Origin of the sequence: Collinsella aerofaciens (assembly GCF_019131995.1) — a bacterium.
GTDB lineage: Bacteria > Actinomycetota > Coriobacteriia > Coriobacteriales > Coriobacteriaceae > Collinsella > Collinsella aerofaciens_S.
The window spans coordinates 21,814-45,669 of the sequence record NZ_JAHONA010000006.1 but is presented as its reverse complement, the minus strand read 5'-3'; the positions used below and the strand labels follow the sequence as shown (position 1 = coordinate 45,669).

19 protein-coding genes are annotated in these 23,856 nt (G+C 59.6%); 13 read left to right on the top strand and 6 right to left on the bottom strand.

What is annotated here, in order from left to right; translation table 11 throughout:
* Positions 1–210: 210 nt before the first annotated feature.
* The 6 genes from KSY82_RS03125 to KSY82_RS03100 all read left to right on the top strand — a co-directional run bounded on the left by KSY82_RS03125 (position 211) and on the right by KSY82_RS03100 (position 7,719).
* On the top strand, positions 211–2,043 hold the full coding sequence (locus KSY82_RS03125; protein ID WP_217750245.1) for an NAD(P)-binding protein: 1,833 nt from the start codon (positions 211–213) through the stop codon (positions 2,041–2,043).
* Positions 2,037–3,848 carry an NADH-dependent [FeFe] hydrogenase, group A6 gene (locus KSY82_RS03120; RefSeq protein WP_254881692.1) on the top strand — a complete coding sequence of 604 codons (1,812 nt, stop codon included), beginning with the start codon at positions 2,037–2,039 and terminating at the stop codon, positions 3,846–3,848. Before KSY82_RS03125 ends, KSY82_RS03120 begins: the two co-directional genes overlap by 7 nt.
* A 2-nt stretch (positions 3,849–3,850) precedes the next feature.
* Positions 3,851–4,906 carry an ABC transporter substrate-binding protein gene (locus KSY82_RS03115; RefSeq protein ID WP_217750244.1) on the top strand — a complete coding sequence of 352 codons (1,056 nt, stop codon included), beginning with the start codon at positions 3,851–3,853 and terminating at the stop codon, positions 4,904–4,906.
* 3 nt (positions 4,907–4,909) lie between these two features.
* A complete protein-coding gene (locus KSY82_RS03110; protein WP_217750243.1) occupies positions 4,910–6,286 on the top strand; it encodes an ATP-binding cassette domain-containing protein in 1,377 nt (458 codons plus the stop codon).
* Between the two features lie 226 nt (positions 6,287–6,512).
* Positions 6,513–6,716 (top strand): type II toxin-antitoxin system RelB/DinJ family antitoxin, encoded by a 204-nt coding sequence (locus KSY82_RS03105; RefSeq protein ID WP_006235351.1) that lies wholly within the window; start codon positions 6,513–6,515, stop codon positions 6,714–6,716.
* 88 nt (positions 6,717–6,804) lie between these two features.
* Positions 6,805–7,719, top strand: coding sequence for a CPBP family intramembrane glutamic endopeptidase (locus tag KSY82_RS03100; RefSeq protein ID WP_217750242.1), 915 nt, complete (start codon positions 6,805–6,807; stop codon positions 7,717–7,719).
* An 8-nt stretch (positions 7,720–7,727) separates the two neighbouring features.
* Here the strand turns inward: KSY82_RS03100 and KSY82_RS03095 are convergent, their stop codons facing one another.
* Complete coding sequence (locus KSY82_RS03095; RefSeq protein ID WP_055250957.1) at positions 7,728–8,720, bottom strand: helix-turn-helix transcriptional regulator; 993 nt, start codon at positions 8,718–8,720, stop codon at positions 7,728–7,730.
* A 153-nt stretch (positions 8,721–8,873) separates the two neighbouring features.
* Here KSY82_RS03095 and KSY82_RS03090 point away from each other — a divergent pair, with 153 nt between their 5' ends.
* Both KSY82_RS03090 and KSY82_RS03085 read left to right on the top strand, forming a co-directional pair.
* The gene (locus KSY82_RS03090; protein ID WP_217750241.1) at positions 8,874–10,352 is read left to right on the top strand and encodes a family 1 glycosylhydrolase; all 1,479 of its coding nucleotides are present in this window, start codon (positions 8,874–8,876) and stop codon (positions 10,350–10,352) included.
* Positions 10,353–10,363: 11 nt separating this feature from the next.
* Positions 10,364–11,734 (top strand): PTS transporter subunit EIIC, encoded by a 1,371-nt coding sequence (locus tag KSY82_RS03085; protein ID WP_217750240.1) that lies wholly within the window; start codon positions 10,364–10,366, stop codon positions 11,732–11,734.
* 126 nt (positions 11,735–11,860) lie between these two features.
* Here KSY82_RS03085 and KSY82_RS03080 read toward each other — a convergent pair whose 3' ends face one another.
* Entirely contained in the window at positions 11,861–14,002 is a 2,142-nt protein-coding gene (locus KSY82_RS03080; protein WP_368042026.1) for a YgiQ family radical SAM protein, read from the bottom strand.
* A gap of 253 nt (positions 14,003–14,255) precedes the next feature.
* On the opposite strand from KSY82_RS03080, the gene KSY82_RS03075 reads away from it, so the two are divergent.
* Positions 14,256–14,975, top strand: a complete 720-nt coding sequence (locus tag KSY82_RS03075) for a YoaK family protein (protein WP_217750238.1) — start codon at positions 14,256–14,258, stop codon at positions 14,973–14,975.
* A 79-nt stretch (positions 14,976–15,054) separates the two neighbouring features.
* Here the strand turns inward: KSY82_RS03075 and KSY82_RS03070 are convergent, their stop codons facing one another.
* Positions 15,055–15,594, bottom strand: coding sequence for an LURP-one-related/scramblase family protein (locus tag KSY82_RS03070; protein ID WP_006235355.1), 540 nt, complete (start codon positions 15,592–15,594; stop codon positions 15,055–15,057).
* Positions 15,595–16,006: 412 nt separating this feature from the next.
* Here KSY82_RS03070 and fucO point away from each other — a divergent pair, with 412 nt between their 5' ends.
* The 3 genes from fucO (at position 16,007) to KSY82_RS03055 (ending at position 20,332) form a co-directional block, all read left to right on the top strand.
* Positions 16,007–17,173, top strand: a complete 1,167-nt coding sequence (fucO, locus tag KSY82_RS03065; RefSeq protein ID WP_006235357.1) for a lactaldehyde reductase — start codon at positions 16,007–16,009, stop codon at positions 17,171–17,173.
* A gap of 604 nt (positions 17,174–17,777) precedes the next feature.
* A complete protein-coding gene (locus KSY82_RS03060; RefSeq protein WP_217750237.1) occupies positions 17,778–18,821 on the top strand; it encodes a M42 family metallopeptidase in 1,044 nt (347 codons plus the stop codon).
* Between the two features lie 137 nt (positions 18,822–18,958).
* Positions 18,959–20,332 (top strand): hypothetical protein, encoded by a 1,374-nt coding sequence (locus KSY82_RS03055; RefSeq protein ID WP_217750236.1) that lies wholly within the window; start codon positions 18,959–18,961, stop codon positions 20,330–20,332.
* 8 nt (positions 20,333–20,340) lie between these two features.
* Here KSY82_RS03055 and mnmA read toward each other — a convergent pair whose 3' ends face one another.
* Both mnmA and cysK read right to left on the bottom strand, forming a co-directional pair.
* Positions 20,341–21,672, bottom strand: coding sequence for a tRNA 2-thiouridine(34) synthase MnmA (gene mnmA, locus KSY82_RS03050; protein ID WP_303246694.1), 1,332 nt, complete (start codon positions 21,670–21,672; stop codon positions 20,341–20,343).
* Entirely contained in the window at positions 21,623–22,561 is a 939-nt protein-coding gene (cysK, locus tag KSY82_RS03045) for a cysteine synthase A (protein ID WP_217750234.1), read from the bottom strand. The genes mnmA and cysK overlap by 50 nt, the downstream gene beginning before the upstream one ends.
* A gap of 253 nt (positions 22,562–22,814) precedes the next feature.
* On the opposite strand from cysK, the gene KSY82_RS03040 reads away from it, so the two are divergent.
* Positions 22,815–23,243, top strand: a complete 429-nt coding sequence (locus tag KSY82_RS03040) for an RrF2 family transcriptional regulator (RefSeq protein ID WP_022094857.1) — start codon at positions 22,815–22,817, stop codon at positions 23,241–23,243.
* Between the two features lie 141 nt (positions 23,244–23,384).
* Here KSY82_RS03040 and KSY82_RS03035 read toward each other — a convergent pair whose 3' ends face one another.
* Positions 23,385–23,750: a phage holin family protein gene (locus tag KSY82_RS03035; RefSeq protein WP_035137358.1), complete on the bottom strand. Its 366-nt coding sequence runs from the start codon at positions 23,748–23,750 to the stop codon at positions 23,385–23,387.
* Positions 23,751–23,856 lie beyond the last annotated feature (106 nt).

Below are 23,856 nucleotides of genomic sequence, written 5' to 3'. Positions count from 1 at the left end.
CGTGATTGCGTGGGCGGGGCATTGTCATTTGGTAACGCGTTTTATCAAATATGGCTTTTATCTGCGGTAATGTTCTATTTCACCGCTGGGGGTGACATTTTATACCGCCTGCCGAACCGTGTGGAGACCTAACAACTTTTTAGCTCAGTGTTGTGCGTGTAGCAATTTCGCTCGGCCTCGCCTCCGGGCTGCCATGTGAGAGGGGATCTTATGGCACGACTGCACGTAATGGAACGCAGCCACGCTCAAGCCGTCATGGACGACCTGCACGATGCGCTCGGACGCCGTCTGGCGGTGAGTTCGCTCGCCCCGTGCCCCGTTGAGTTTACGGCGGCGCTCGTCAACCTGTGCTCGACACAGAGCTGCGGCAAGTGTACGCCCTGCCGCGTGGGCCTGAGCGCGCTGAGCGATCTGCTCGCCGATGTGCTCGAGGGCCGCGCCGACGAGTCCACGCTAAACTTGATTGAGCGCACCGCCCGCACCATCTATCTTTCGAGCGATTGCGCCATCGGTTACGAGGCCGGTGCCATGGCGCTTACGGCTATCCGCGGTTTCCGCGACGATTTTGAGCATCACATCCGCGAGCACTCCTGCGGCTTTGACCGCGAGGCCCGCGTCCCGTGCGTCTCGGGCTGCCCGGCGCACGTCGACATTCCCGGTTACATTTCGCTCGTCGAGGCCGGCCGCTATGCCGATGCCGTCAAGGTCATCCGCAAGAACAACCCGCTGCCGCTCGTTTGCGGCCTGGTGTGCGAGCATCCCTGCGAGATGCACTGCCGTCGCGGCATGGTCGACGACCCCATGAACATCCTCGCCCTCAAGCGTTTTGCCGTTGAGCACAGCGACCTTAACGATTACAAGCCCAGCGTGGCCGACAACACCGGCAAGCGCATCGCCGTGATTGGCGGCGGCCCGGCCGGCCTTTCCTGCGCCTACTACCTGGCCGTGATGGGCCATAAGGTGACCATCTTTGAGCAGCGCCGCCGCCTGGGCGGCATGCTTCGCTATGGCATTCCCAGCTACCGTCTGCCGCGCGAGCGCCTGCAGGCCGAGATCGACTGGATCTTGAGCGCCGGCATCGACGTGGAACTCGACCACTCCGTCAATGGTGAGGAGCTTGCCCGCCTGCGCGACGAGTTCGATGCCGTTTATCTGGCCATTGGCGCCCACAGCGATAAGAAGCTCGGCCTTCCGGGCGAAGAGGCGCCCGGCGTGGAGTCGGCCGTCAAGATGCTGCGCGCCATCGGTGACGACGAGCTGCCCGACCTGAGCGGCCAGCGCGTGTGCGTCATCGGCGGCGGCAACGTGGCCATGGACGTGGCTCGCTCTGCCGTGCGCTGCGGTGCCGAAAAGGTAAGCATCGTCTACCGCCGTCGCATCTGCGATATGACGGCTCAGGACGCCGAGATTGCCGGCGCCCAGGCCGAGGGCTGCGAGGTCCTGGAGCTCACCGCACCGCTCGCTATCGAGACGGGCGAGGAAGGTCACGTGAGTGGCCTGCGCGTGCAACCGCAGATTATCGGCGAGCCCCGTCGCGGTCGTCCGGCCCCGCGTGCCGCCGCCACGCCCGAGCGCGTCATCCCCTGCGAGCGCGTGTTTGTTGCCATTGGCCAGGACATCGATTCCAAGCCGTTTGAGGATATGGGCATCGCCTGCAAGTGGGGTCGCGTCGTCACCGATTCGGACGGCGCCGTGCCCAACTTTGATGGCCTCTTTAGCGGCGGCGACTGCCAGACCGGTCCCGCCACCGTCATCCGTGCCATCAACGCCGGCCGCGTGGCTTCGGCAAACATCGACCGCTATCTGGGCTTCGACCACAAGATCAAGCTCGACGTGGAACTGCCGACCGTTCAGTTTAAGGGCAAGCACGAGTGCGGCCGCTGCGAGCTGGGCGAGCGCGAGGCCGGCGAGCGCATTCACGATTGGAATCTGGTCGAGCAGGGTCTCACCGAGCAGGAGGCACGCCAAGAGGCGAGTCGCTGCCTGCGTTGCGACCACTTTGGCTTTGGCGCGTTCCGCGGAGGGAGGAACCTGGAATGGTAGAGCTCAACAACCCCACTGTCAGCGATAACACCGAAAGCGGAGCACTCAATATGGTCAAGCTCACTATCGATAATTGCGAGGTCGTGGTACCCGAGCACACCACGATCCTGGACGCGGCCAAGTCCGTCGGTATCCAGATTCCCACCCTGTGCTACCTGCGCGATCTAAACGAGATCGGCGGCTGCCGCGTGTGCGTGGTCGAGGTTGAGGGCTGCGACCAGCTGGTTGCCGCCTGCAACAACTACGTGCTCGACGGCATGGTGGTCCACACCAACAGCCCCAAGGCCCGCGAGGCGCGTCGCACCAACGTGCAGCTGCTACTGTCCCAACACGACTCGCGCTGTACGAGCTGCGTGCGCAGTGGTAACTGCAACCTGCAGACCATCGCCAACGACCTGGGCATCTTCTATCTGCCGTACGAGCAGCACCTGGCGCGCGAGGGCTGGGACTTCGATTTCCCCATCATCCGCGATAACGACAAGTGCATTAAATGCATGCGCTGCATCAAGGTGTGCGAGAGCGTGCAGGGCCTAGGGATTTGGGACCTGACCAACCGCGCCACGCATACCGCCGTGGGTACCCGCGGGCGCGCGCCGATCGGCAAGACCGATTGCGTCGCGTGCGGTCAGTGCATCACGCATTGTCCGACGGGCGCGCTGCGCGAGCGCGACGATACCGAGACCGTGTTTGACGCGCTCGCTAATCCCGACAAGATCGTGCTGGTGCAGATCGCGCCGGCCGTGCGCAGCGCCTGGGGCGAGGAACTCGGCATTCCGCGCGAGGAGGCCACCGTTGAGCGCCTGGCTTGCGCGCTGCGCCGCGTGGGCTTTGAGTACGTGTTCGACACCGATTTCTCGGCCGACCTCACTATTATGGAGGAGGGCTCTGAGCTGCTCGAGCGCCTGGGCGCCGCCGCCAAAGGCGAAGGCGACAGCCGCGGCTGGCCCATGTTTACGAGCTGCTGCCCAGGTTGGGTGCGCTTTGTGAAGGCGCGCTATCCGGAGTTTGTCGACAGCTTGTCCACGTCCAAGTCGCCGCAGCAGATGTTCGGCGCTATTGCCAAGACCTACTATGCCAAGGTGCTGGACGTTGAGCCCGAGCGCCTGTTTGTGGTGTCCGTTATGCCGTGTACGGCCAAGAAGGCTGAGTGCGCGCTGCCGAGCATGGTAGGCGAGGGCGGCGCACCCGACGTGGACGTTGCGCTGACGGTGCGCGAGATGGTGCGCATGATCCGCGCGAGCCACGTGAGCGTGGACACGCTGGTCGAGGAGCCGCTCGATACGCCGCTGGGCTTTGGCACGGGCGCGGGTGTGATCTTTGGCGCCACGGGCGGCGTGATGGAGGCCGCCGTGCGCTCGGCCTATTACCTGGTGACGGGCAAGAACCCCGATGCGGACTTCTTTACCGATGTGCGCGGCCTGGACGGCTGGAAGGAAGCCGCGGCCGATATCGAGGGCACCAAGGTGCGCGTCGCCGTGGTGCACGGGCTGGGCAACGCCGCCCGCCTACTCGACGCGATTCGCGACGGTCGTGCGAGCTATGACTTCGTTGAGGTTATGGCGTGCCCCGGCGGCTGCGTCGGTGGCGGCGGTCAGCCCATCCACGACGGCTGCGAGCTGGCAGCCGAGCGCGGTCAGGTGCTCTGGGGCCTCGATACGAACGCCGAGATTCGCTTCTCGCACGAGAATCCCGATGTTCAGGCGTGCTATAGCGAGTTCTTGGGTGCGCCGCTCTCGCCGCTGGCCGAGGAATTGCTGCATACCGACCATCACGCATGGACGATGCCTAACGAGGGGACGTGCTAGCGATGCGCGCGTTTAATGTTGAGCTGTCGCGCCGGGGGTTTGCCTCGGCGCTCGCCGCGGGCGCGTTGTCGCTCGCGCTGGCTGGCTGTGGCGGCGGAGCTGCGGGGGCGGGGTCCGCCGCGGGCTCGGCTGCCACGGACGGCGCCGGTGCTGTCGCAGAGCCGGTCGAGGTGCACGTCGCCTCGCTCAAGGGTCCGACGTCGATTGGGCTGGTGCAGTTTATGGACCAGGCTGCCGATGGCGAGGCGGACAATAAGTTCGACTTTGCGATCAACACTGCCGCCGACGAGATTGTGCCCAAGGTCATTCAGGGCGATATCGATATCGCCCTGGTGCCCGCCAACGTGGCGAGCGTGCTCTACAACAAGACCGAGGGCGCGGTGCAGGTCATCGACATCAACACGCTGGGCGTGCTGAGCGTGGTGACGGGCGACGCGAGCGTGGCCTCGTTTGGTGACCTGGCGGGTCGCACCGTCTACATGACGGGCAAGGGCACCACGCCAGAGTACGTCATGAACTATCTGTTGGAGCGCGCGGGCCTGACTGGCCAGGTGGCGCTTGAGTTTAAGAGCGAGCCCACCGAGGTGCTCTCGGCGCTGCTTGCCGACCCGTCTGCCGTGGGCGTGCTGCCCGAGCCGTTCAAGACCGCTGCCATCGCAAAGAGCGAGGGCAAGCTGTCGGCGCCGGTGAGCCTGACCGATGCGTGGGACGAACTGGCGGGTGACACGGGCTCCCGTTTGCTGACGGGCGTGACCGTGGTGCGCCGAGCCTTTGCCGAGGAGCATCCCGAGGCCGTGGCGGAATTCGTGAGCTGCCATGCGGCGAGCGTCGAGGCCGTCAACGCGGCGCCGGCAGACTGGGCACAGGCCGTGGTCAATGCGGGCATCGTGGATAACGCCACGATTGCCGAAAAGGCGATTCCCGGGTGCATGCTTGTGTGCCAGACGGGGAAGGATATGAAGGCGGCGCTCGGTGGGTACCTGCAGGTGCTGGCCGATGCGGACGCGAGCGCCGTGGGCGGCAAGCTCCCGGCTGACGATTTCTACTACATGGAGTAGCCCGTGCGTGCGTTTGCTCGACAAATGACAGAGCGTATGAAGGCGGTGGCGGCAGCAGGTGCCGTTGCCGCCTTTTGGCTTGCCGTGTGGGTCTTCGCGGCGGCGTTGGTGGCACAGCCGCTGATTTTGCCGGGTCCGGGCGCTGTCGTGGTGGCGTTGCTGCGGCTGGTGTGCGATGCCGGCACGTGGGCGATTCTGGTGGGCTCGGGTGCGCGGATACTGGGCGGGCTGGCGCTTGCCACGGTGTGCGGCGGCGTACTGGCGGGAGTCTCGGTGTGGTCGCGTGCGTTTGCCCGCCTGGTGGCGCCGGCGCTTTCGTTTGTTAAGGCGACACCGGTTGCCTGCGTAGTGGTCCTGCTGCTCATTTGGCTGGGGTCGGCGCGCGTGAGCATTGCGGCGGTCTTTTTGATGGCGCTGCCGGGTGTGTATTTCTCACTGGTCGAGGGCTTGGCGCAAGCGGATAAACCGCTGGAGCAGATGTTTCATCTGCATGGCGTGCGGGGTTGGCGTCTGTTTTGCGCCCATACCTGGCGCGAGGTCCTGCCGTTTGTGCTTTCGTGCGCGCGTGCCGTGATCGGCATGAGCTGGAAGGCCGGCGTGGCGGCGGAGCTCATCGGCATGGCGACGGGCACCGTGGGCGAGCGCATCTATCAGGCGAAGCTGCTCATCGATACGGCTGACCTGCTGGCGTGGACCGTGCTGGTCGTGGCGGCATCGTGGGCATGCGAGCGCGTGCTGGTGTGGTTGCTGCGGGCTTCGGGGCCCGTGGCGTGGCGATCTGCCGTGCGGGCGCATGGGCATGGACTGCGCGGGCGTACAGGGGCTGCGAGCGATGGTGCTGCAGCGGAGCTTGCGCTTGCCGTGGGCGATCGCGCGCCTTGGGCGCCGGCGCTCGACGGGCTGGTGCTTCATGTGCCCGCCGGTGGACGCACCTGTGTGATGGGCGCTTCGGGCGTGGGCAAGTCGACGTTGCTTGCGCTGGCGGCGGGGGAGTGCGCACCGTGCTCCATGGTGTTTCAGGATGTGCGCCTGGTCGAGGACGCTTCTGCCTTGGATAATGTGCTGGTGTGCGCCGACGCGCGCGTGGATGCCTCGAGTGCCGCAGCCCTGTTGCGCCTGCTGGTACCGGGGATCGATGTGCATGCACGCGTGGCTGAGCTCTCGGGTGGGCAGCGTCGTCGCGTCGAGATTGCCCGAGCCCTGCTGTGCCCGGGCGGCGCAGTGATTCTGGACGAGCCCTTTACCGGTCTAGACATCGCTGCGCGCGACGCATGCGCCGAGGTCGTGCTCGACTTGCTCGACGGCCGCATGCTGTTGCTTGCCACGCACGATGCCGCTGACGCTCGGGCCCTCGATATCTCGGATATCATCACGCTCTAAAAGCCATTTCAGGCGCTAACTCAACAATAAAATGATTCGTTTTCTTCTGTCTCCATGGGGTCGGGTATGGTATTCTATCTACGGGGTAATACTTAGGAATACCAAGTAATACCAACGCCGTAGAACAAACTCCAGATGCGGGCCAATCGGGTTGCCTTCACAGCCCGTCGCCCAGCCGCGTGGCCCGCATCCATCCGCACCACCGTCGTTTCAAAAAGGAAGCGCCATGGCAGAACACATGACCCCGGTTGTCGCGAAGGTCTTGCCCGAGGAAAAGGCAGCCTTCGCGGCGGCAACCCAGCTCGTGGGCACCACGCCGTCCAACGCCATCCGCATGTTCATCGCCGCCTTCAATCGCTGCGGCACCTTCCCGTTCGACATCTCGCCGAGCGGGGCTTTTGGCGCTGCGCCCGATTCTCATCAACAATGACTGTTTCAAACTGCCGGCACTTGGGGACGTTCCTTTTCTGCCGGCAGTTAAGGAACGTCCCTAAGTGCCGGGTTTTGAGGAGGTTGGCATGCTCAATGCACTGGTTTGGGCACTTGCCTGTTTTGGCGTTGTTGCTGCCGATATTGCCCTGAGCATGGTTTTGTTCTCCGTGCTGGACATCGTGTCGGCGCTGACGGGTTTCCCGATCGACAACCTCGATATCCAATGGTTCCAGGCTGCCGCTCAGACGGCGTCGTTTTTGATGGCGCTGCTGTGGTGGCGCTATCTGTGGCCCCGCTCCTTCATGGCGCGCCGGCAAGGCGAACGCCCACTCGGCGGGGGAGCAGGCGCGGCATGGAAGCGCATTGTCTGCATTGTTGTGATCGGCCTATCCATGCAGGTGGTCATTAGCTACCTATGCGACGGCGTACTGTCGCTGCTGCCCGAGGCCGCGGCAGACTATAGCGAGCTCGTCGAGGAGACGGGCATGGGCGATACCAGCCTTCTTGCTGTCTTGACCACAGTGCTCGGCGCTCCGTTTTGCGAAGAGCTCCTGGTGCGCGGCATCATCTTTGAGTTTTCGCTGCGTGCGTTTAATCCACAGTGCCGTCCGCTCTGGAAGCGCCGGCGCCGCGCGAACGCGCAAGACGGCGCCATGGTGCCCTGGGCGGCCCCAAGCACGTGGGGTATCGCCGCGGCAATCGTGCTGCAGGCGGCCATCTTTGGTTTTATGCATATGAACTGGGTGCAGGGCTGCTATGCGGGCGCTGCCGCCCTCATTTTTGGTTGGGTGCTCGTGACGACCGGAAAGCTCCGCTACACGATTCTGCTGCACTTTGCGTTTAATGCCGGGTCGTATCTCATGGGGCTGCTGTGGTTTGTGAGCACACCGCTCGACCTTGTGGTCACGGTTGGCATCGCCGGCTTTGTGCTGGTAGAGGCGATGCGCTCACTGCTTCGATTGCGCATTCCCGTGTCGCGCGAAGCTGATCGGTCTGAGTAATAACGCCTTTAATTAGACCGATGCGTCCTGAACGCACCTGGCGTTTCGCCGAATGCTTCTTTAAATTTTGAGTAAAAGAATGACATGTTGGAGATGCCGACTTTTCGGGCTACATACTGCACACTGCGCTCGGTGTTATTGAGAAGATATGCCGCCTCTGTGAGCTGCTGGTTGAGCTTTATTTGCGAAAACGTTTTGCCGGTTTTTTGCTTGATCAAGCTGCTGAGATAGCTGGTGCTATAACCCGTATCGCTCGCAATGCTTTCGAGTGTGCAGTCGCCGTAGCTTCGCTCAATATGATTCAGAATCGACACGATGCGTTCGTCCGACATGATCGCCTGGTTATCAGTTGCGGAGCGTCGGTACAGTCCTCGAATGAGAACAAGGAATAGGCTGACGGCGAGGTGCCTCATGAGTTCATTGGAATAGGCATCTTTAAAGTGATATTCGATAAAGAGCATCTCGATGAGGCGTCGCGCATGTCGGGCGTATTCCTCTGGAAGAATGAGATATTTTCGGGCCTCGCGGTTTTTGGACACAAAATCAAATAGAAGATTCGTTAATGGTGACGCGCCGGGTAGCTGGCTCAGGAACAACGAATCGAACATTTCTTTTTTGAAGACGATCGAAATGACGATATCATGCTCGCCCTTAACGTATGGAACGCTTCTGACTACGCCGGTGTTGCAAATGAGCACGTCGCCCTTTTTAAGGAGTAGTCGCCGTCCGTTGACGATAAACGTGCAGACGCCGTCGTACACGTAGTTAAGCTCCATATCCCGATTGATATGAGGAGGAATATCGGTAAAGCGCGACTCCTTGATAAGGCCCACGGGGTTTTCGTCGAGAGTTTCTTTCCAATCAAACAGATAGACCTCTTCGCCGTTAATGGTTGTGGTTTCCACCCTGTTATATCGCGGGCTAAGCTCTCCCGGATGTGTGCGATGCCACTCTTCGGTCTCGGTATGCGTATAGAGCAGCTGTTTGAGATTCGAATCCATGGGGTGCTCCAGGGGTGAACGGTAGAATCGATGCCTTAAACGGTATTATATCTAAAAAAATGTTATAAACCCACGCTTTCTATGCGATATCTTATGCATCTTGTTCTTCCTAGTATTGGGTTATCCGCTGGAGCATCCGATCAAGGAGGGCAAATGAGTAAGTTAAAACATGGGTTTGACTCCGACTTTTTATGGGGCGGAGCCATATCGTGCTCGCAGGCCGATGGCGCCTGGAATGAGGGCGGAAAGGGAAAGTCGACGCAGGATTGTCGATGGCTGGATGGTACCTGGACTCATGACCAGATTGAGGACAAGCATCAAAACAACCCCTTCTGCCATGACGAGCTAATGAACGCTCTCGCAGATGACGGCGTTGAGTTCTACCCGTTTAGGCGCGGTAACGACTTCTATCATCACTATCGTGAGGACATCGCGCTTTTTGCGGAGATGGGTCTCAAGCTGTTCCGCACCTCTATTTGCTGGAGCCGAATCTATCCTAACGGAGATGACCTTGAGCCTAACCGCGAAGGCATCGAGTGGTATCGAAGCATGTTGGGTGAGTGCAAAAAGCACGGCATTAAGACCTTCGTCACCATGCTCCACTATGACATCCCGGTAAATCTTGTCACCACATATGGGGGATGGAAGAATCGCAAGACGATTGATTTCTTCGCCCGCTATGTCGAGACAATCGTTACGGAATTGGGCGATCTGGTCGATTTCTGGCTGCCTTTTAACGAGTTCAATGCAGCGCGTTTTTCGCCTTGGGACGGGGTCTGTCTGGTCAAAGACGAAGAGGGGGAGAACTTCGATCGAGCCATCTTCCAGTGCCTGCACCACGAGTTCGTTGCCAATGCGCGTGCCGTCGAGATTGTCCATCGTCTTTCGCCCGATACTCCCGTTGGCGGCATGATCGCTCGATTCTGTACGTATCCCGCCACCTGCCGTCCCGAAGATAACATGCAGACTATTCACGACGACCAGTATTCCAACTGGTTCTATACGGATGTGATGGCTCGTGGAAAATACCCCGCTTATATGAATCGCTATTTCGACGCGTGCGATATCGAGATTCAAATGGAGCCGGGCGATGAAGAGCTCATCGCTCGCAACACGGTCGACTTCCTGGCCTTCTCGTACTACTTTTCCCAGGTATCCACCTGCGATCAGGGATGGGAGAAGACTGCGGGAAATCTGGTCATGGCAAACAAGAACCCTTATCTCGAGACGAGTGAGTGGGGCTGGCAGCTCGATCCCATTGGCCTGAGGGTTACCCTTAACCAGATGTATGACCGCTATGGGCTGCCCCTGTATATCGCCGAGAATGGCCTCGGTACATCTGATGTAGTCGAGGAGGATGGCAGCATCCACGACGAGTATCGAATCGATTATTTGCGCCAGCACATAAAGTGCCTTAAGGAAGCAGTGATCGATGGCGTTGACGTGCGCGGATACATGATCTGGGGATTCATTGACCTTGTTGCCTGCGGTCCTCTTACGATGGACAAGCGCTACGGGCTTATCTATGTCGATTTGGATAATTGCGGCAACGGCACTGCGGAGCGCTCGCGTAAAGACTCTTTCTATTGGTATCAGAAATGTATCGCCACTAATGGCGAGGATCTTGGGTAGGAGTGATTGTCGTGGCAGACAAGAAGGAACTGGCCGCTCGTGTCCTCGAGCTCGTGGGCGGCGCCGATAACGTTGTTATGGCAACGCACTGCATTACAAGGCTCAGATTCAACCTGAAGGACGATAGCAAGGCAGACCTGGAGGCCCTTAAGACGCTTGACGGTGCCTTGGGCGCGCAGGTTAAAGACGGGCAGTGGCAAGTTATCATCGGCGCCAGCGTGGGGTCGGTATATGACGAATTGGAGCCCATGCTAGGTGACAGGATGGGTGGCGAGGTCTCCGCTGATGCCGGGCAGCCTGAGCTCCAAAAAGGTTCGGCTCGCGTATTCGATATCATCACCGGCATCTTCTCTGCTATCATTCCCGCACTGGTGGCGGGAGGCATCGTAAAGGGCATCCTGGCTGCTATCGCGGCTTTTGGAATCGACACGGGTGCCGGCGACTTTGCGATATTCAATATGATTTCGGATATCCCGTTCTACTTCTTGCCGTTTTTGCTGGCAATGTCTACAGCTGATAAGTTCCGGGTCAACCGTTCGCTTGCGCTTTGTGTTGCCGGATCGCTGATGTACCCGACCATTGTCAACGCTGTCGGTACGGGCGAGACGCCCCTTGCGCTGTTCGGTTTTGCGGTGCCGATTTTTAGCTACGCCGATTCCGTGTTCCCGGTTATCTTTGGCGTCATTGGCTTGTCTTTTGTATATCGTGCAATCGACAAAGTCGTGCCGGATCTTTTTAAGCTCGTTGTCGTTCCGGCGCTCTCCCTTGCTATCGTGATTCCCGTCAACCTGTTTGTGCTCGCTCCGATTGGTGCCTGGTGCGGTCTTGGTCTTGCCAACGGTATCGTTTGGCTATTCTCGACGTTAGGCCCCGTTGCCGGTTTTCTGCTGGGCTTCTTTATGCCGCTTATCGTGCTCTTCGGCATGCATCAGTCAACGAGCCCTATCCAGATTTCCAATATCGCAACGCTTGGGTATGACTATCTGCTCCCGATCTCTTTCTGCCATAACCTCGCCGAAAGCGGTGCGTCTTTTGGTGCAGCCCTGCGCATGACCGACGAAAAGCTCAAGTCCGCTGCAATGACGTGCGCCTTCTCAGCATTTATGGGAATTTCCGAGCCCGCCTTGTTTACCGTTCAGGTTCCTAACAGGACTCCGCTTATCGCTGCGATGATCGCGGATGGCATTGGCGGTGCGCTTACCGTTGTTCTCGGCGCAAAGTGCTTCGGCTTTGTTATGCCCGGCATTACCTCGTTGCCCGTTTATGCCGATCCAAGCGGCAATCCCATGAACCTGATCATGATTGTCGTCTGCATCGCTTTGACTTGGGTTATCTCTGCGGCGCTCTCGTTTGCGCTCTATGGTCGTTTCGACAAAAAGTAACGACGTTTTGAGATAGACAATATTAATCGGCCGCTCGCCGGGGAATCGTTCTGCGACGCCCCGGCGAGCGGCATTTTATTGGTGGGGCGTGTCGTGTCGCCAACGGCGGCATGCCGCCTCGCCGCGCTAGTTGCGTCTGCCGCCTCCGTTGGCGCCCTGACGCCCCTGTGCCGCGCGATTGCGACCGGCAGTGTTCTGCGCGCGGGACATACCGCCGTGACCCTTGCTGCCCTTGGGCCCCTTGCCGGCGGCGCCACCGTGGGCCTTGCCGCCCTTCTTGCCGGTGCCATGCCCACCGCCGGCAGACGTCTCGCCCGGGCGTGGCGGCACGGGGCGAATCAGGCAATGCTTGGTATAGCCGATCAGATCACGACGCCCGGCCTTCTCTAGCGCCTCGCGCACCAGCTTGTAGTTCTCGGGCTTGCGATACTGGATGAGCGCGCGCTGCATGGCCTTCTCATGCGGGTCGCGCGCCACGTAGATCGGCTGCATGGTGCGCGGATCTACACCGGTGTAGTACATGCAGGTCGACATGGTGGACGGGGTGGGGTAGAAGTCCTGTACCTGCTCGGGCATGTAGCCCATGTCGCGCACGGCTTCGGCAAGGTCCACGGCTTCCTTCATGGTTGAACCGGGGTGGCTCGAGATCAGATACGGCACCACGTACTGCTTGAGTCCGTATTCGCGATTCAAGCGTTCAAATTTACGGCAGAATGCGTCGTAGACAGCTCGGCTCGGCTTGCCCATCACGGACAGCACCGCGTCGCTCACGTGCTCGGGCGCTACGCGCAGCTGGCCCGAGACATGGTGTTCCAGCAGCTCGCGTAAAAACTCGTCCGAGGCATCGGCCATGGTGTAGTCAAAACGGATGCCGCTGCGCACGAAGACCTTTTTGACGCCCGGCAGCTGGCGCAGGTCGCGCAACAGCTGCGTGTAGCCGCTTTCGTCGACCACCATGTTCTTGCACACGCTCGGCCACAGACAGCGCTTGTTCTTGCACACGCCGTGCTTGAGCTGCTTGTCGCAGGCGGGACGGCTAAAGTTGGCCGTCGGTCCGCCTACGTCGTTGATGTAGCCCTTAAACTCGGGATCGCGCGTGAGCAGCTCTGCCTCGCGCATGATCGAGTCGTGGCTGCGCATCTGCAACACGCGACCTTGGTGGAAGGTGAGGGCGCAAAACGAGCATTCACCAAAGCACCCGCGGTTGGAGCTGATTGAAAACTTGATCTCGGCAAAGGCCGGCACGCCGCCCGCGGCATCGTAGTCGGGATGCCAATCGCGTGCGTAGGGGAGCTCGGCCACCTCGTCCATCTCATCGGTCGTCAACGTCGCCGACGGCGGGTTCTGCACCACATAGACGCTGTTGGGATAGGGCTCTACCAGGCGATGTCCGGTGATGGGGTCCATATTCTGCTGTTGCACGTTAAAGCTGCGTGCGTAGTTGAGCTTGTCGGCGGTAAGGTCGTCCCAGCTGGGTAGCAGGTCGTAGTCGTAGACCTCGTCGAGCGAGCCTGTGCGGTAGACGGTGCCGTTGATATAGGTGATCTGATCGATGGGCAGCCCCGCGTCGAGCGCGTCGGCGATCTCGACGATCGCGTGCTCGCCCATGCCGTAGATGAGGATGTCGGCGCCCGAGTCGAGCAGTACCGAGCGCTTGAGCTTGTCCTGCCAGTAGTCGTAGTGGGCCAGGCGGCGCAGGCTCGCCTCGATGCCGCCGATGATGATGGGGGCGTCCTTGAACGTCTGGCGGATGAGGTTACCGTAGACCGTGACAGCTCGGTTGGGACGGTGCCCCTCCTCGCCACCGGGAGTGTAGGCGTCGGTGTGGCGGCGGTGCTTGGTCACCGAATAGTGGTTGACCATGGAGTCCATGTTGCCGGCACTGACGAGAAAGCCCAGGCGCGGCTCGCCGAGCACGGTGATGCTGGCGGGGTCGGTCCAATCGGGCTGGCAGATGATGCCCACCTTGTAGCCGTGTGCGTCGAGTACGCGGCTGACGATGGCCATACCAAAGCTGGGATGGTCCACGTAGGCGTCGCCGCAGATGTAGACAAAGTCGCACTGGTCCCAGCCGCGCGCATCCATGTCGGCGCGGCTGACGGGGAGGAACTTATCGCGGCCCGGTCGCCAGGGGCGGGCGGGCGTCGCTTGGGAATGCTTGGTGCGGGCGACCGTGGCCTGCGCCTTACCGCCACGCTTTTGCTGCTGGCCCTGTTTGCCCTGTTGACTGCGCTGGTTGTTCTGAGCGTGCTGAGGCTTTTTTGCCACGATCCCTCCCGGTGTTTGTATGCTGCACGTAATTGTAACCAGTCTTTTTGGGACGGGGCTAAAAAGACTGGTGGAGTACATGAGCTGGCGGATCGGCGCGTCGATGCGGGTGTTGTTTGTTTCCAGACTGTGTATCTGCGCGTTGGAGAACCCGTCTCGCGCGCACGCCATGTTGTCAATGGGTTACAGTATGAACGGCGGCTATGTTTCCGCCAACGCACGAGAGAGTCGTCAACAAGGAGGATGCACGACGATGCAGCGTGCCAAACAGATATCGGAGTCTATTGAGCTGGGCATCATCTTGGCGCTCGCCGGTGGCTTTATGGACGTGTATTCGTACATTGGGCGCGACCATGTTTTCGCCAACGCGCAGACAGGCAACATCCTGCTCGTGGGCGTGAGCATCTCGGAGGGCAACTGGGCGCTGGCGGGACGCTATTTCTTCCCCGTGGTGTCGTTTGCCGTGGGCATTATGCTTGCCGACTTGGTGCACGAGCGGTTTGGCAGCGTGATTCACTGGCGCCAGGTGACGGTGTTTTTTGAAGCCGTTATCTTGCTGGGCGTGAGCTTTATCCCCGGCGGCAATTTCAACCTGCTCGCCAACTGCCTCACCTCGTTTGCCTGCGGCATGCAAGTTGAGAGCTTCCGCAAGATCCACGGTCACGGCATCGCTACGACCATGTGTATCGGCAACTTGCGCAACGCGCTGCAAAACGTGGACGATTACATCATCACCCACAGGCGCGGCTTTTTGGAAAACGGCCTGCTGTACTTTGGCGTGATCTTTACCTTTGTGTTTGGCGCCGTGTTGGGCAACTGGTGCATTGAGCGCATGGGCCTGCACGCCATCGTCGTGGCGAGCTTGCTGCTGTTTGTCGCGTTTGCCATCATGTTCATCGACCGCGAGCGCGATTTGCACAGGAAATGGGCCCGCATCATAGCTGACTGGCAGACCGCGAGTCTTAAGCGCTAAGGTGCATGTTCGTTACAACATTCAGGAGCCAGAAAAACTATCTAGCTCCTGAATGTTGTTACAAACTGCTTTTTGCGATTTATTCGAGATGCTCTTCAATCCGAGCCCTAAGAAGGGCAATGGCTGTAGGTATTCCAATTGCGGCGGCTAATTCGGCTTTATCCAAAACCTGTATGCTAAAGCACGATTGTTTATCACATTGAAGGACGATAACTGAAGATAGTTTCACTTCTCGTTGGCTGAATATATCGTAATCTCCAAATAGGAAGTTACCTTTTATTGTGTAATTCGGTATGTTCGTTACGCACTTCATCTCAAGTCTGTTTAGGCCATAATCAAACACCGCAACTTCCTCGTGTTCGATGATGAGCGCAACCCTGGGCATGTTGCTAAAACCGCCGTCGACGACAGTGAAGAGTTTTTCGTTTGCATCGTCATAAACGGTATATTTAAGACTCAATAGCTGTCCTAGTGGACCCGTGAACCCATGTTTTTTGATGTTGAGGTTGTCTCCCGCTGGGTTGATGAGAGCCAGAGTATGCGGATAAGGGTTACCTTCAATTGAGATTTGATATTCGTTTGTAGCCGTCTTGCTCGATTTAGGACCACTAGCCACCATGTGTCATCGCCTCGATCGAATTGGAACCGTCTTCTGCTTCGTGCGGAGAATTACGCTGTACGTTGCAGTAGATGCAGCTGCAATAACCGCATGGGCAATTTCTAACAAAATGAATGACGTTATTTGCTGCATGCATGTTATTCAATACAAAGTATCTTTTTATAAACGTATTGTCAAACATATATTGCTAAAACAGAAACAATTTATAGACTGAGTCGGTCGTATTCTTTGGGCGATTGCTCCTATAATCTAGCCTTCGCTGCTGTCGGGAGGGAAGGACTAGGGCTCCGTTATTCTGTTGAAACGCTTTAACACTTTTGACGTTCTCACGCTTTTTTGTTTCAAAAGCGTTAGGATGGAACTTATAGCGCGGGGCGTAAATAGGTGTCCCGCACACGATGGGAGGCTATCAATGGCTAATCGTTTCGTTCTCAACACCATCTCTTATCATGGTTCCGGCGCCATCAAGGAGATCCCCGGCGAGCTCCAGCGTCGCGGCTACAAGAAGATCTTCGTCTGCTCCGACCCCGATCTCGTCAAGTTTGGCGTTACCGCTAAGGTGACCGACGAGCTCGACGCTGCCGGCATTGCTTGGAGCCTCTACTCCGAGATCAAGCCCAATCCCACTATCCAGAACGTCAAGGACGGCGTCGAGGCCTTTAAGGCCGCCGAGGCTGATGCTATCGTGACCATCGGTGGCGGCTCCTCCATGGATACCGCTAAGGCCATCGGCATCATCATCAACAACCCCGAGTTCGCCGATGTCCGCAGCCTCGAGGGCGTTGCTCCCACTAAGAACCACGCCGTGTTCACCATCGCTGTGCCGACGACTGCCGGTACCGCCGCCGAGGTGACCATCAACTACGTCATCACCGACCCCGAGAAGGTCCGCAAGTTCGTGTGCGTCGACACCAACGACGCCCCCGAGGTCGCCGTCGTCGACCCCGATATGATGGCCTCCATGCCCGCCGGCCTGACCGCCTCTACCGGCATGGACGCTCTGACCCACGCCATCGAGGGCTACACCACCAAGGGCGCTTGGGAGCTCTCCGACATGTTCCACTTTGAGGCTATTAAGCTGATCAGCGAGAACCTGCGCGACTCCGTCGCCGAGGCCAAGTCCGGCAAGCCCGGCTCCGGTCGTGAGGGTATGGCTCTTGGCCAGTATGTCGCCGGCATGGGCTTCTCCAATGTCGGCTTGGGCATCGACCACGCCATGGCTCACACCCTGTCCGCTCACTACGACACCCCGCACGGCGTCGCCTGCGCCATGCTGCTGCCGATCGCCATGGAGTTCAACAAGCCGGTTTGCACCGAGCGCCTGGCCAAGGTCGCCGTCGCCATGGGCGTTGACACCACGGGCATGAGCACCGACGAGGCTGCCGACGCCGCTATCGCCGCCGTCAAGCAGCTTTCCGCCGACGTGGACATCCCGCACGTCTGCGAGGCCATGAAGGCTGACGAGATCGAGGTCCTGGCCAAGGACGCCATGGCCGATGCCTGCTTCCCGGGCAACCCGCGCGAGGCGACGCTCGACGATGTCATCGAGCTCTTCAAGAAGATCTGCCCGGCTGCCTAGCCCAGTTTGGTGGTCCTTCGCCCGTAGGCATATAGTCTTTTGACTTGCCGCTGGCCCCGCCGCGCTACGCGCGGCGGGGCTTTTTGTGCCGCGTCGATGCCCCGAGATGGGTAAAGCCAAGGCATACCGCCCGCTGCGGATAGGTGGTGCACTTCCCAGCGTGCATTTTTGGGAGTATTCAGCAGACTCTGAAAAATGCATAGCGTTGTGAATGGGCCGTAGTGGTCCGCAGGCGCCCATCGACAGCCATTGCGGACGGACTATCGATGACCGGAGGGGTTGTCGCTGCAGTTTCTGCTTTGCGACGACCTGCAACCTTGCTGTAGCCGCGTCGTTTTGTCGTTTGTGATGGGGCCGTTGGGGGCCGCGGTGCAGAATACTCCGTTTTTTGCACGGTCCAAGGTAGGGTACCCTGAGACGAAGCAAAAGAATGCCCTATATTTATGCAGAAATCGAAAAGCTTTATGCACAATTCGGATTATAAACCGTGCGCGTGCGCAAAATCGGCGCGAGGACGTCTGGAGGTGGCTCGGCTTCTAGGGCATCGCACGTGTAGAACGGTTAAAATCGGGATTCGGTCTTAGTTTTATTTGGAAGGATGCATATGGGTTCCAATATCGATGCTTCTCTAGAGGAGACGCTCTCCTATATCGCGGGACAGCTTAAGACGCTGACTTCTATTGCTTCGCCTACGGGCTATACCCGTGCGGCGACTGATTATCTAATGGAAACGTTGCGCGATATGGGCTTTGGCCCCGAGCGTTCCAATAAGGGCAACGTGCTGGTCGAGCTTGGCGGCGAGGGTGAGCCGCTTGTGTTGGCGAGTCATGTCGACACCCTGGGCGCCATGGTGCGCTCCATCAAGGACAATGGCCGCCTGCGTCCCACGACGCTCGGCGGGCATCAGTGGTCTACGGCCGATGGCGAGAACTGCACCGTCTACACGCGTGACGGCAATGTCTACACGGGTGTGGTCCTCAATACCGAGCCTTCGGCGCATGTGGCCGATGAGCCGGTCAAGACCATCGAGAAGAACATGGAAATCCTGCTCGACGAGAACGTTGACAGCAAGGACGATGTGCTCGAACTGGGTGTTCAGACCGGCGACATCATCGCTATGGACCCGCGTACCACGGTGACGGAGAGCGGCTACATTAAGAGTCGCTTCTTGGACGACAAGTTGTCGGCCTCCATTTTGCTGGGCTTGGCGCGTGCCGTCGCCGCTGGCGAGGTGACGCTCTCGCGCAAGGTATCGCTGCTCTTTACGGTGTACGAGGAGGTCGGCCACGGCGGTGCCTTTGTGCCGGCCGACACGCGTGAGATGATCAGCGTGGACATGGGCTGCGTGGGCGACGACCTGGGCTGCACCGAGCGCATGGTTTCGATTTGCGCCAAGGATTCGGGCGGTCCGTACAACTACGACCTGGTAACCACGCTGTCCAACATCGCGCGCGAGCTGGAGCTCGATTACGCCATCGATGTGTACCCGCACTACGGCTCCGACGTCGAGGCCACGCTCTCGGCCGGCTACGACATTCGCCATGGTCTGATCGGCCCCGGCGTGTACGCGAGCCACAACTACGAGCGCTGCCACATCGACGGCGTGCGCAATACCTACGAGCTGGTTCGCGCCTACGTTCAGCGCTAGGGGAGTAGCTTGCGACTCGGCTGACCATCGCTAAGGCCCGATTTCTCGGGCCTTTTTTCGCTTTGGGTTGATTAGTATTATGATGTATGTAATCTATTAACTAAACGTTTAAATTACTTAACGAGGTGATGCGGTGTATGGATACGTCTGAGTACTTGTCTATGGGTGATGCTGCCCGCCTGCTGGGCGTTACGAAAGCCCGCATATCTCAACTTGCCTCATCAGGAACGCTCGCGTGCGATATTGTGGGCGGACGGAAGATGGTCGAGTACAATTCCGCGGTCGCTTATCAAAAGGTCCGCAAACGTGGACGCCGTCCTGCGGCCGATGTGGGGCGCAAATTTACGCTGATGTCCGCCGATTACGAGGTTGCGCGTGTCTCATTTGATCCGACGCGTGAGTTTCCCTTCGAAATCGCCGAGGTACTCGATGAGCAGAGGATGCCGTTTGGCACGTGCTCGAGCTCTTCTCCAACGGTGAATAAGCGGGAGCTCAACGCGTGGTGGGGGCATCGGTCGGTGCCTGACGTCCGCCCCGGACTCGTCTCGCGCTATCGTGAACTGGGGATTGTCAACGGTGTCGAGGTGCCGGTTCAGTGCCTGGGCCTCTCGCTTTCGGATTGCTATTGGCTGCGGCCGACCGATTGCGCCGAACTCAAATGGCAAAACATCAATTACTTTGAGAACGAGTTTGAGCGATCGGCGCCCGAGGGGCGTTCGGGTTGGCTGGAGGGCATCGGTCTTAAAAATCCCGACAACACATCCGAGGGCGAGCTTCCTAAATCGTGGATGATTCGCAACGGTGTTCGCGTTCTGGTCAAGGGGTGCGGCATGGACGACCAACGGCCCTTTAACGAGGCGGTTGCAACAGCTCTGCATCGTCGTTTGCTTTCCAAGGGGGAGTTTGTTCCTTACACGGTTGAGCGCATGTTCGATGCCCCTGTGTGTCTGTGCGACGACTTTCTTGATGGCCGCGAGGAATACGTTCCGGCTGTTTACGTTAAGGGCGCACTTGCTAGCCAGCGGGGAAACTCGACATACGATCGATACTGTCGCTACCTTGGCAAGCATGGTGCCGATGAGGCCGCTGTGAGAAGGTCTATGTCGCAGGTGATTGTCTGCGATGCCCTTTTGGCCAACAGCGACCGCCATTGGCGAAACTTCGGCATCATCCGCAATGTCGATACCCTGGAGATAAGGCCTGCTCCGCTGTTCGATAGCGGCAATTGCCTGTGGTACAACGTACCAACTGCCGTGCTCGCAGCTGGGGAGTTTGGGTTTTCCGCTAAGCCGTTTGGGCCCGACCCTTCCGTCCAGCTGGCGCTTGCGGACTCACTCGATTGGTTCGACGCATCGAGACTGGACGGATTTGTTGATGAGGCAATCGAAATTCTTTCGCAGAGCGAATGGGTGACGGCGGAGGGTCGACTCGAGGCCATTCGCCGCGGCCTCGAGCGTCGCATAATCGAGGTTAGTGCCGCTGTTGAGGTACTTCGACACGTGCGGCGATAAACCCGCGGCTACTTAAGTGCGCCGGTCACGGTGCCGCCGCCCAGGACGATGTCGCCGCGATAGACGACGACGGCTTGGCCGGGGGCGATGGCTCGTTGCGGCTCGTCAAAAGTTAGCAGCATTTGCCCGTCTTCGTCACGCGTAAGGGTCGCTGCCTGGTCTTTCTGACGGTAGCGGTACTTGGCACCTACGCGAATGCCGCCGGCGTCGAGCTCCGCCTCCATGCGCTCTGCCGGAGCGCTCCAGATCCAGTCGTTTGCCGTGAGCGCTGTGGCCGCCAGGTCCTCGGCCTCGCCCAGATGCACGGTGTTGTTGGCGGCGTCGATGCCCGTCACATACACGGGATGCGCCATCGCGACGCCCAGGCCCTTGCGCTGGCCGATGGTGTAGCACAGCGCGCCGTTGTGGCGCCCGACCACGCTGCCGTCGCGCCACACAATGTCGCCCGGTGCAGCGGGATGTCCGCAGCGGCGCTCGATATAGCCCGCGTAGTCACCGTCTGGAATAAAGCAGATATCCTCGCTTTCGGCCTTCTTGGCGTTGGTAAAGCCCTGCTCGGCGGCTATGCGGCGCACGTCGCGCTCTTTGTCTAGGCCTGCCAGCGGAAAGATCGTGTGCGCCAGGCGCTCCTGCGTAAGCGAATACAAAAAGTAGCTTTGGTCCTTTTTGGGGTCCTCGCCGCGATGGAGCTGCCAGGTGCCGTCGGGCGTCTGGCTCGTTTTGGCATAGTGGCCCGTGGCGATGCAGTCGCAGCCCATGTCCAGCGCCGCATCGAGCAGCGCGCCAAACTTAATGTGGCGGTTGCAGATAATGCACGGATTGGGCGTCAGCCCCTCCTGGTAGGCGTTCACAAAGCGCTCGATAACGCTGTGGTCGAACGTCTGCTGCAGGTCGAGCACATGGTGGGGTATCCCCAGGCGCTCGGCGACGGCCTTCGCGTCGGCGATGTCGCGGTCGACTTTGCTCATGCTCGTGGCGGGGTCGGGCGCGGGGCAGGTGAGGCGCATGGTGGCGCCGACGCATTCGTAGCCCTGGCTTTTGAGCAGGTACGCGGTCACGCTGGAATCGACGCCGCCGCTCATGGCGACGAGCACGCGCTTGTTGTGCATGGGGAGGTTCTCCTTGGTGGCATGTGGCCAAAAAAGAAAAGCGGCGCGGGAGGCTGGTTCCGCGCCGCAGACATTGTAGCAAGTTCGGACGTCCCGTGGGACACCCTGTTGGGATGAGCTCAGGCCGCCAGAAGAGAGGGTAGACCGGCGTGCCTTGGGCCTATCGACAAGTGACGGGCCCTTAGTTCTGGAACAGTGCCGTGGACAGGTAGCGCTCGCCGGTGTCGGCAAGCAGGGCCACGATGGTCTTGCCCTCGTTCTCGGGGCGCTTGGCCAGCTGCAGTGCGGCCCACACGGCGGCACCGGACGAAATGCCCACGAGCACGCCCTCCTTGTGGCCCACGGCGCGGCCGGTGGCAAAGGCGTCGTCGTTCTCGACGGGGATGATTTCGTCGTAGACTTGGGTGTCGAGGACGTCGGGCACAAAGCCGGCGCCGATACCCTGGATCTTGTGCGGGCCGGCCTGGCCCTTGGAGAGCACCGGGGAGGTGGCGGGCTCGACGGCGACGACCTGAATCTCGGGGTTTTGTTCCTTGAGGAACTCGCCCACGCCGGTCACGGTGCCGCCGGTGCCGACGCCGGCGACGAAGATGTCGACCTTGCCGTCGGTGTCATCCCAGATCTCGGGGCCGGTCGTGGCCTTGTGGATGGCGGGGTTGGCGGGGTTCACAAACTGGCCGGCGATAATGCTGTTGGGGGTCTCCTTCTGCAGTTCCTCGGCCTTGGCGATGGCGCCCTTCATGCCCTTGGAGCCGTCGGTGAGCACGAGCTGTGCGCCATATGCCTGCATAAGCTTGCGGCGCTCGACGGACATGGTCTCGGGCATGGTAATGATCACCTTGTAGCCGCGAGCCGCCGCCACCGAGGCGATGCCGACGCCGGTGTTGCCGCTCGTGGGCTCGATGATGGTGTAGCCGCCGCCGCGCACGAGCTTGCCGGCCTTCTCGGCCTCGTCGATCATGTTCTTGGCGACGCGGTCTTTGACGGACCCGGCGGGGTTGAAGTATTCCAGCTTGACGAGCACGCGGGCCTTGAGGTCCTCATCGGCCTCAAAGTGAGTGAGCTCCAGGAGCGGGGTGTGGCCGATAAGCTGATCGATGGACGCGTAAACCTTGCTCATGATGAACCCCCAAAGTGTTCAAATGACTGGATACCGTGTGGTTTTACGGTGTGTGTAGCAACGAAACCCACAAACCTTATAGGTTGTTCGTTTTGCTGTTGGCAAGCATAGTAGACAGTAAAGCCTAGTAACGCAATAGGAAATAGAAGATTATTACGAGTCGATTAACCATCTTGACCGGAACAGGTATTTTCAAAACAAATTTTTCGGCTAGAATTTCTACGGACTAAATGACCGAAAGGCAGCACTATACATGTTGGTTTCTACTAAGGGCAGATATGCCCTGCGCGTTATGGTCGACCTGGCCGAGCACCAGGCAGCCGGTCGCATCCCGCTCAAAGAGATCGCGGCGCGCCAGGGGATTTCCGAGAAATATCTGGAGAACATCTTGGCTACGCTCGTGCGCGCCAACATGCTTTCGGGTATGCGTGGCAAGGGCGGCGGCTATGTGCTCACGCGCCCGCCCGAGCAGTACACGGTGGGCGAGATCTTGCGCCTGACCGAGGGCAGTCTGGCGCCGGTCGCCTGCCTGGATGGCGACTGCAAGGGCTGCTCGCGTTCGGATGAGTGTCCCACGCTCGACGTGTGGAAGAACCTGGACAAGCTCATCAACGACTACCTCGACGGTGTGACGCTCGATCAACTAGTCGCTCCCAACCATGGCTACGACTACGTCATCTAACCCACACCTGCATTTGGGGACGGGGTGGAAATGGTAGATTCTCTCGCCCTTTGAGACTTGAAAAATAAGAAGGCCGTCCATTTTTGCGATGGGCGGCCTTCGTTTTGGGCTGTTGAGACGGACACGGTCGGAATGGCCGTTTTAGTCCTCGGCGATGCTGTCGAGGATGCTGCGCGTGATGGACACCAGGATGCTGCCCATAAAGGCCGATCCAAAGCTGGCGATGGAGATGCCGACGCCCAGCAGGTTGACCGACAGGTAGCTCGCGAGCTCAAGCATAAAGCTGTTGACGACAAGCTGGAAAATGCCCAGCGTAATGATCGTGAGCGGCAGCGAGATGACCGTGAGGAACGGTTTGACGAACGAATCGACAATGTTCAGGAACAGTCCCACAAAGGCAAAGCAGACCCAGGTCTCGGCAAAGCCGAAGGGTTGGATACCGGGGACGAGGAACGTGGCGATCGCGATGGCGATCGAGGTGAAGAGCCAGTTAAGCATAAAGCGCATGGCGTGAATCCTTTCTTGCGCCGGGATTGCTGGCGTCGCGTGAAGCGGCTTACGGCGGCGACCTGGATGGTTGCGCGGGCGCGCCGCGGTGTTTGGGCGCCCATTG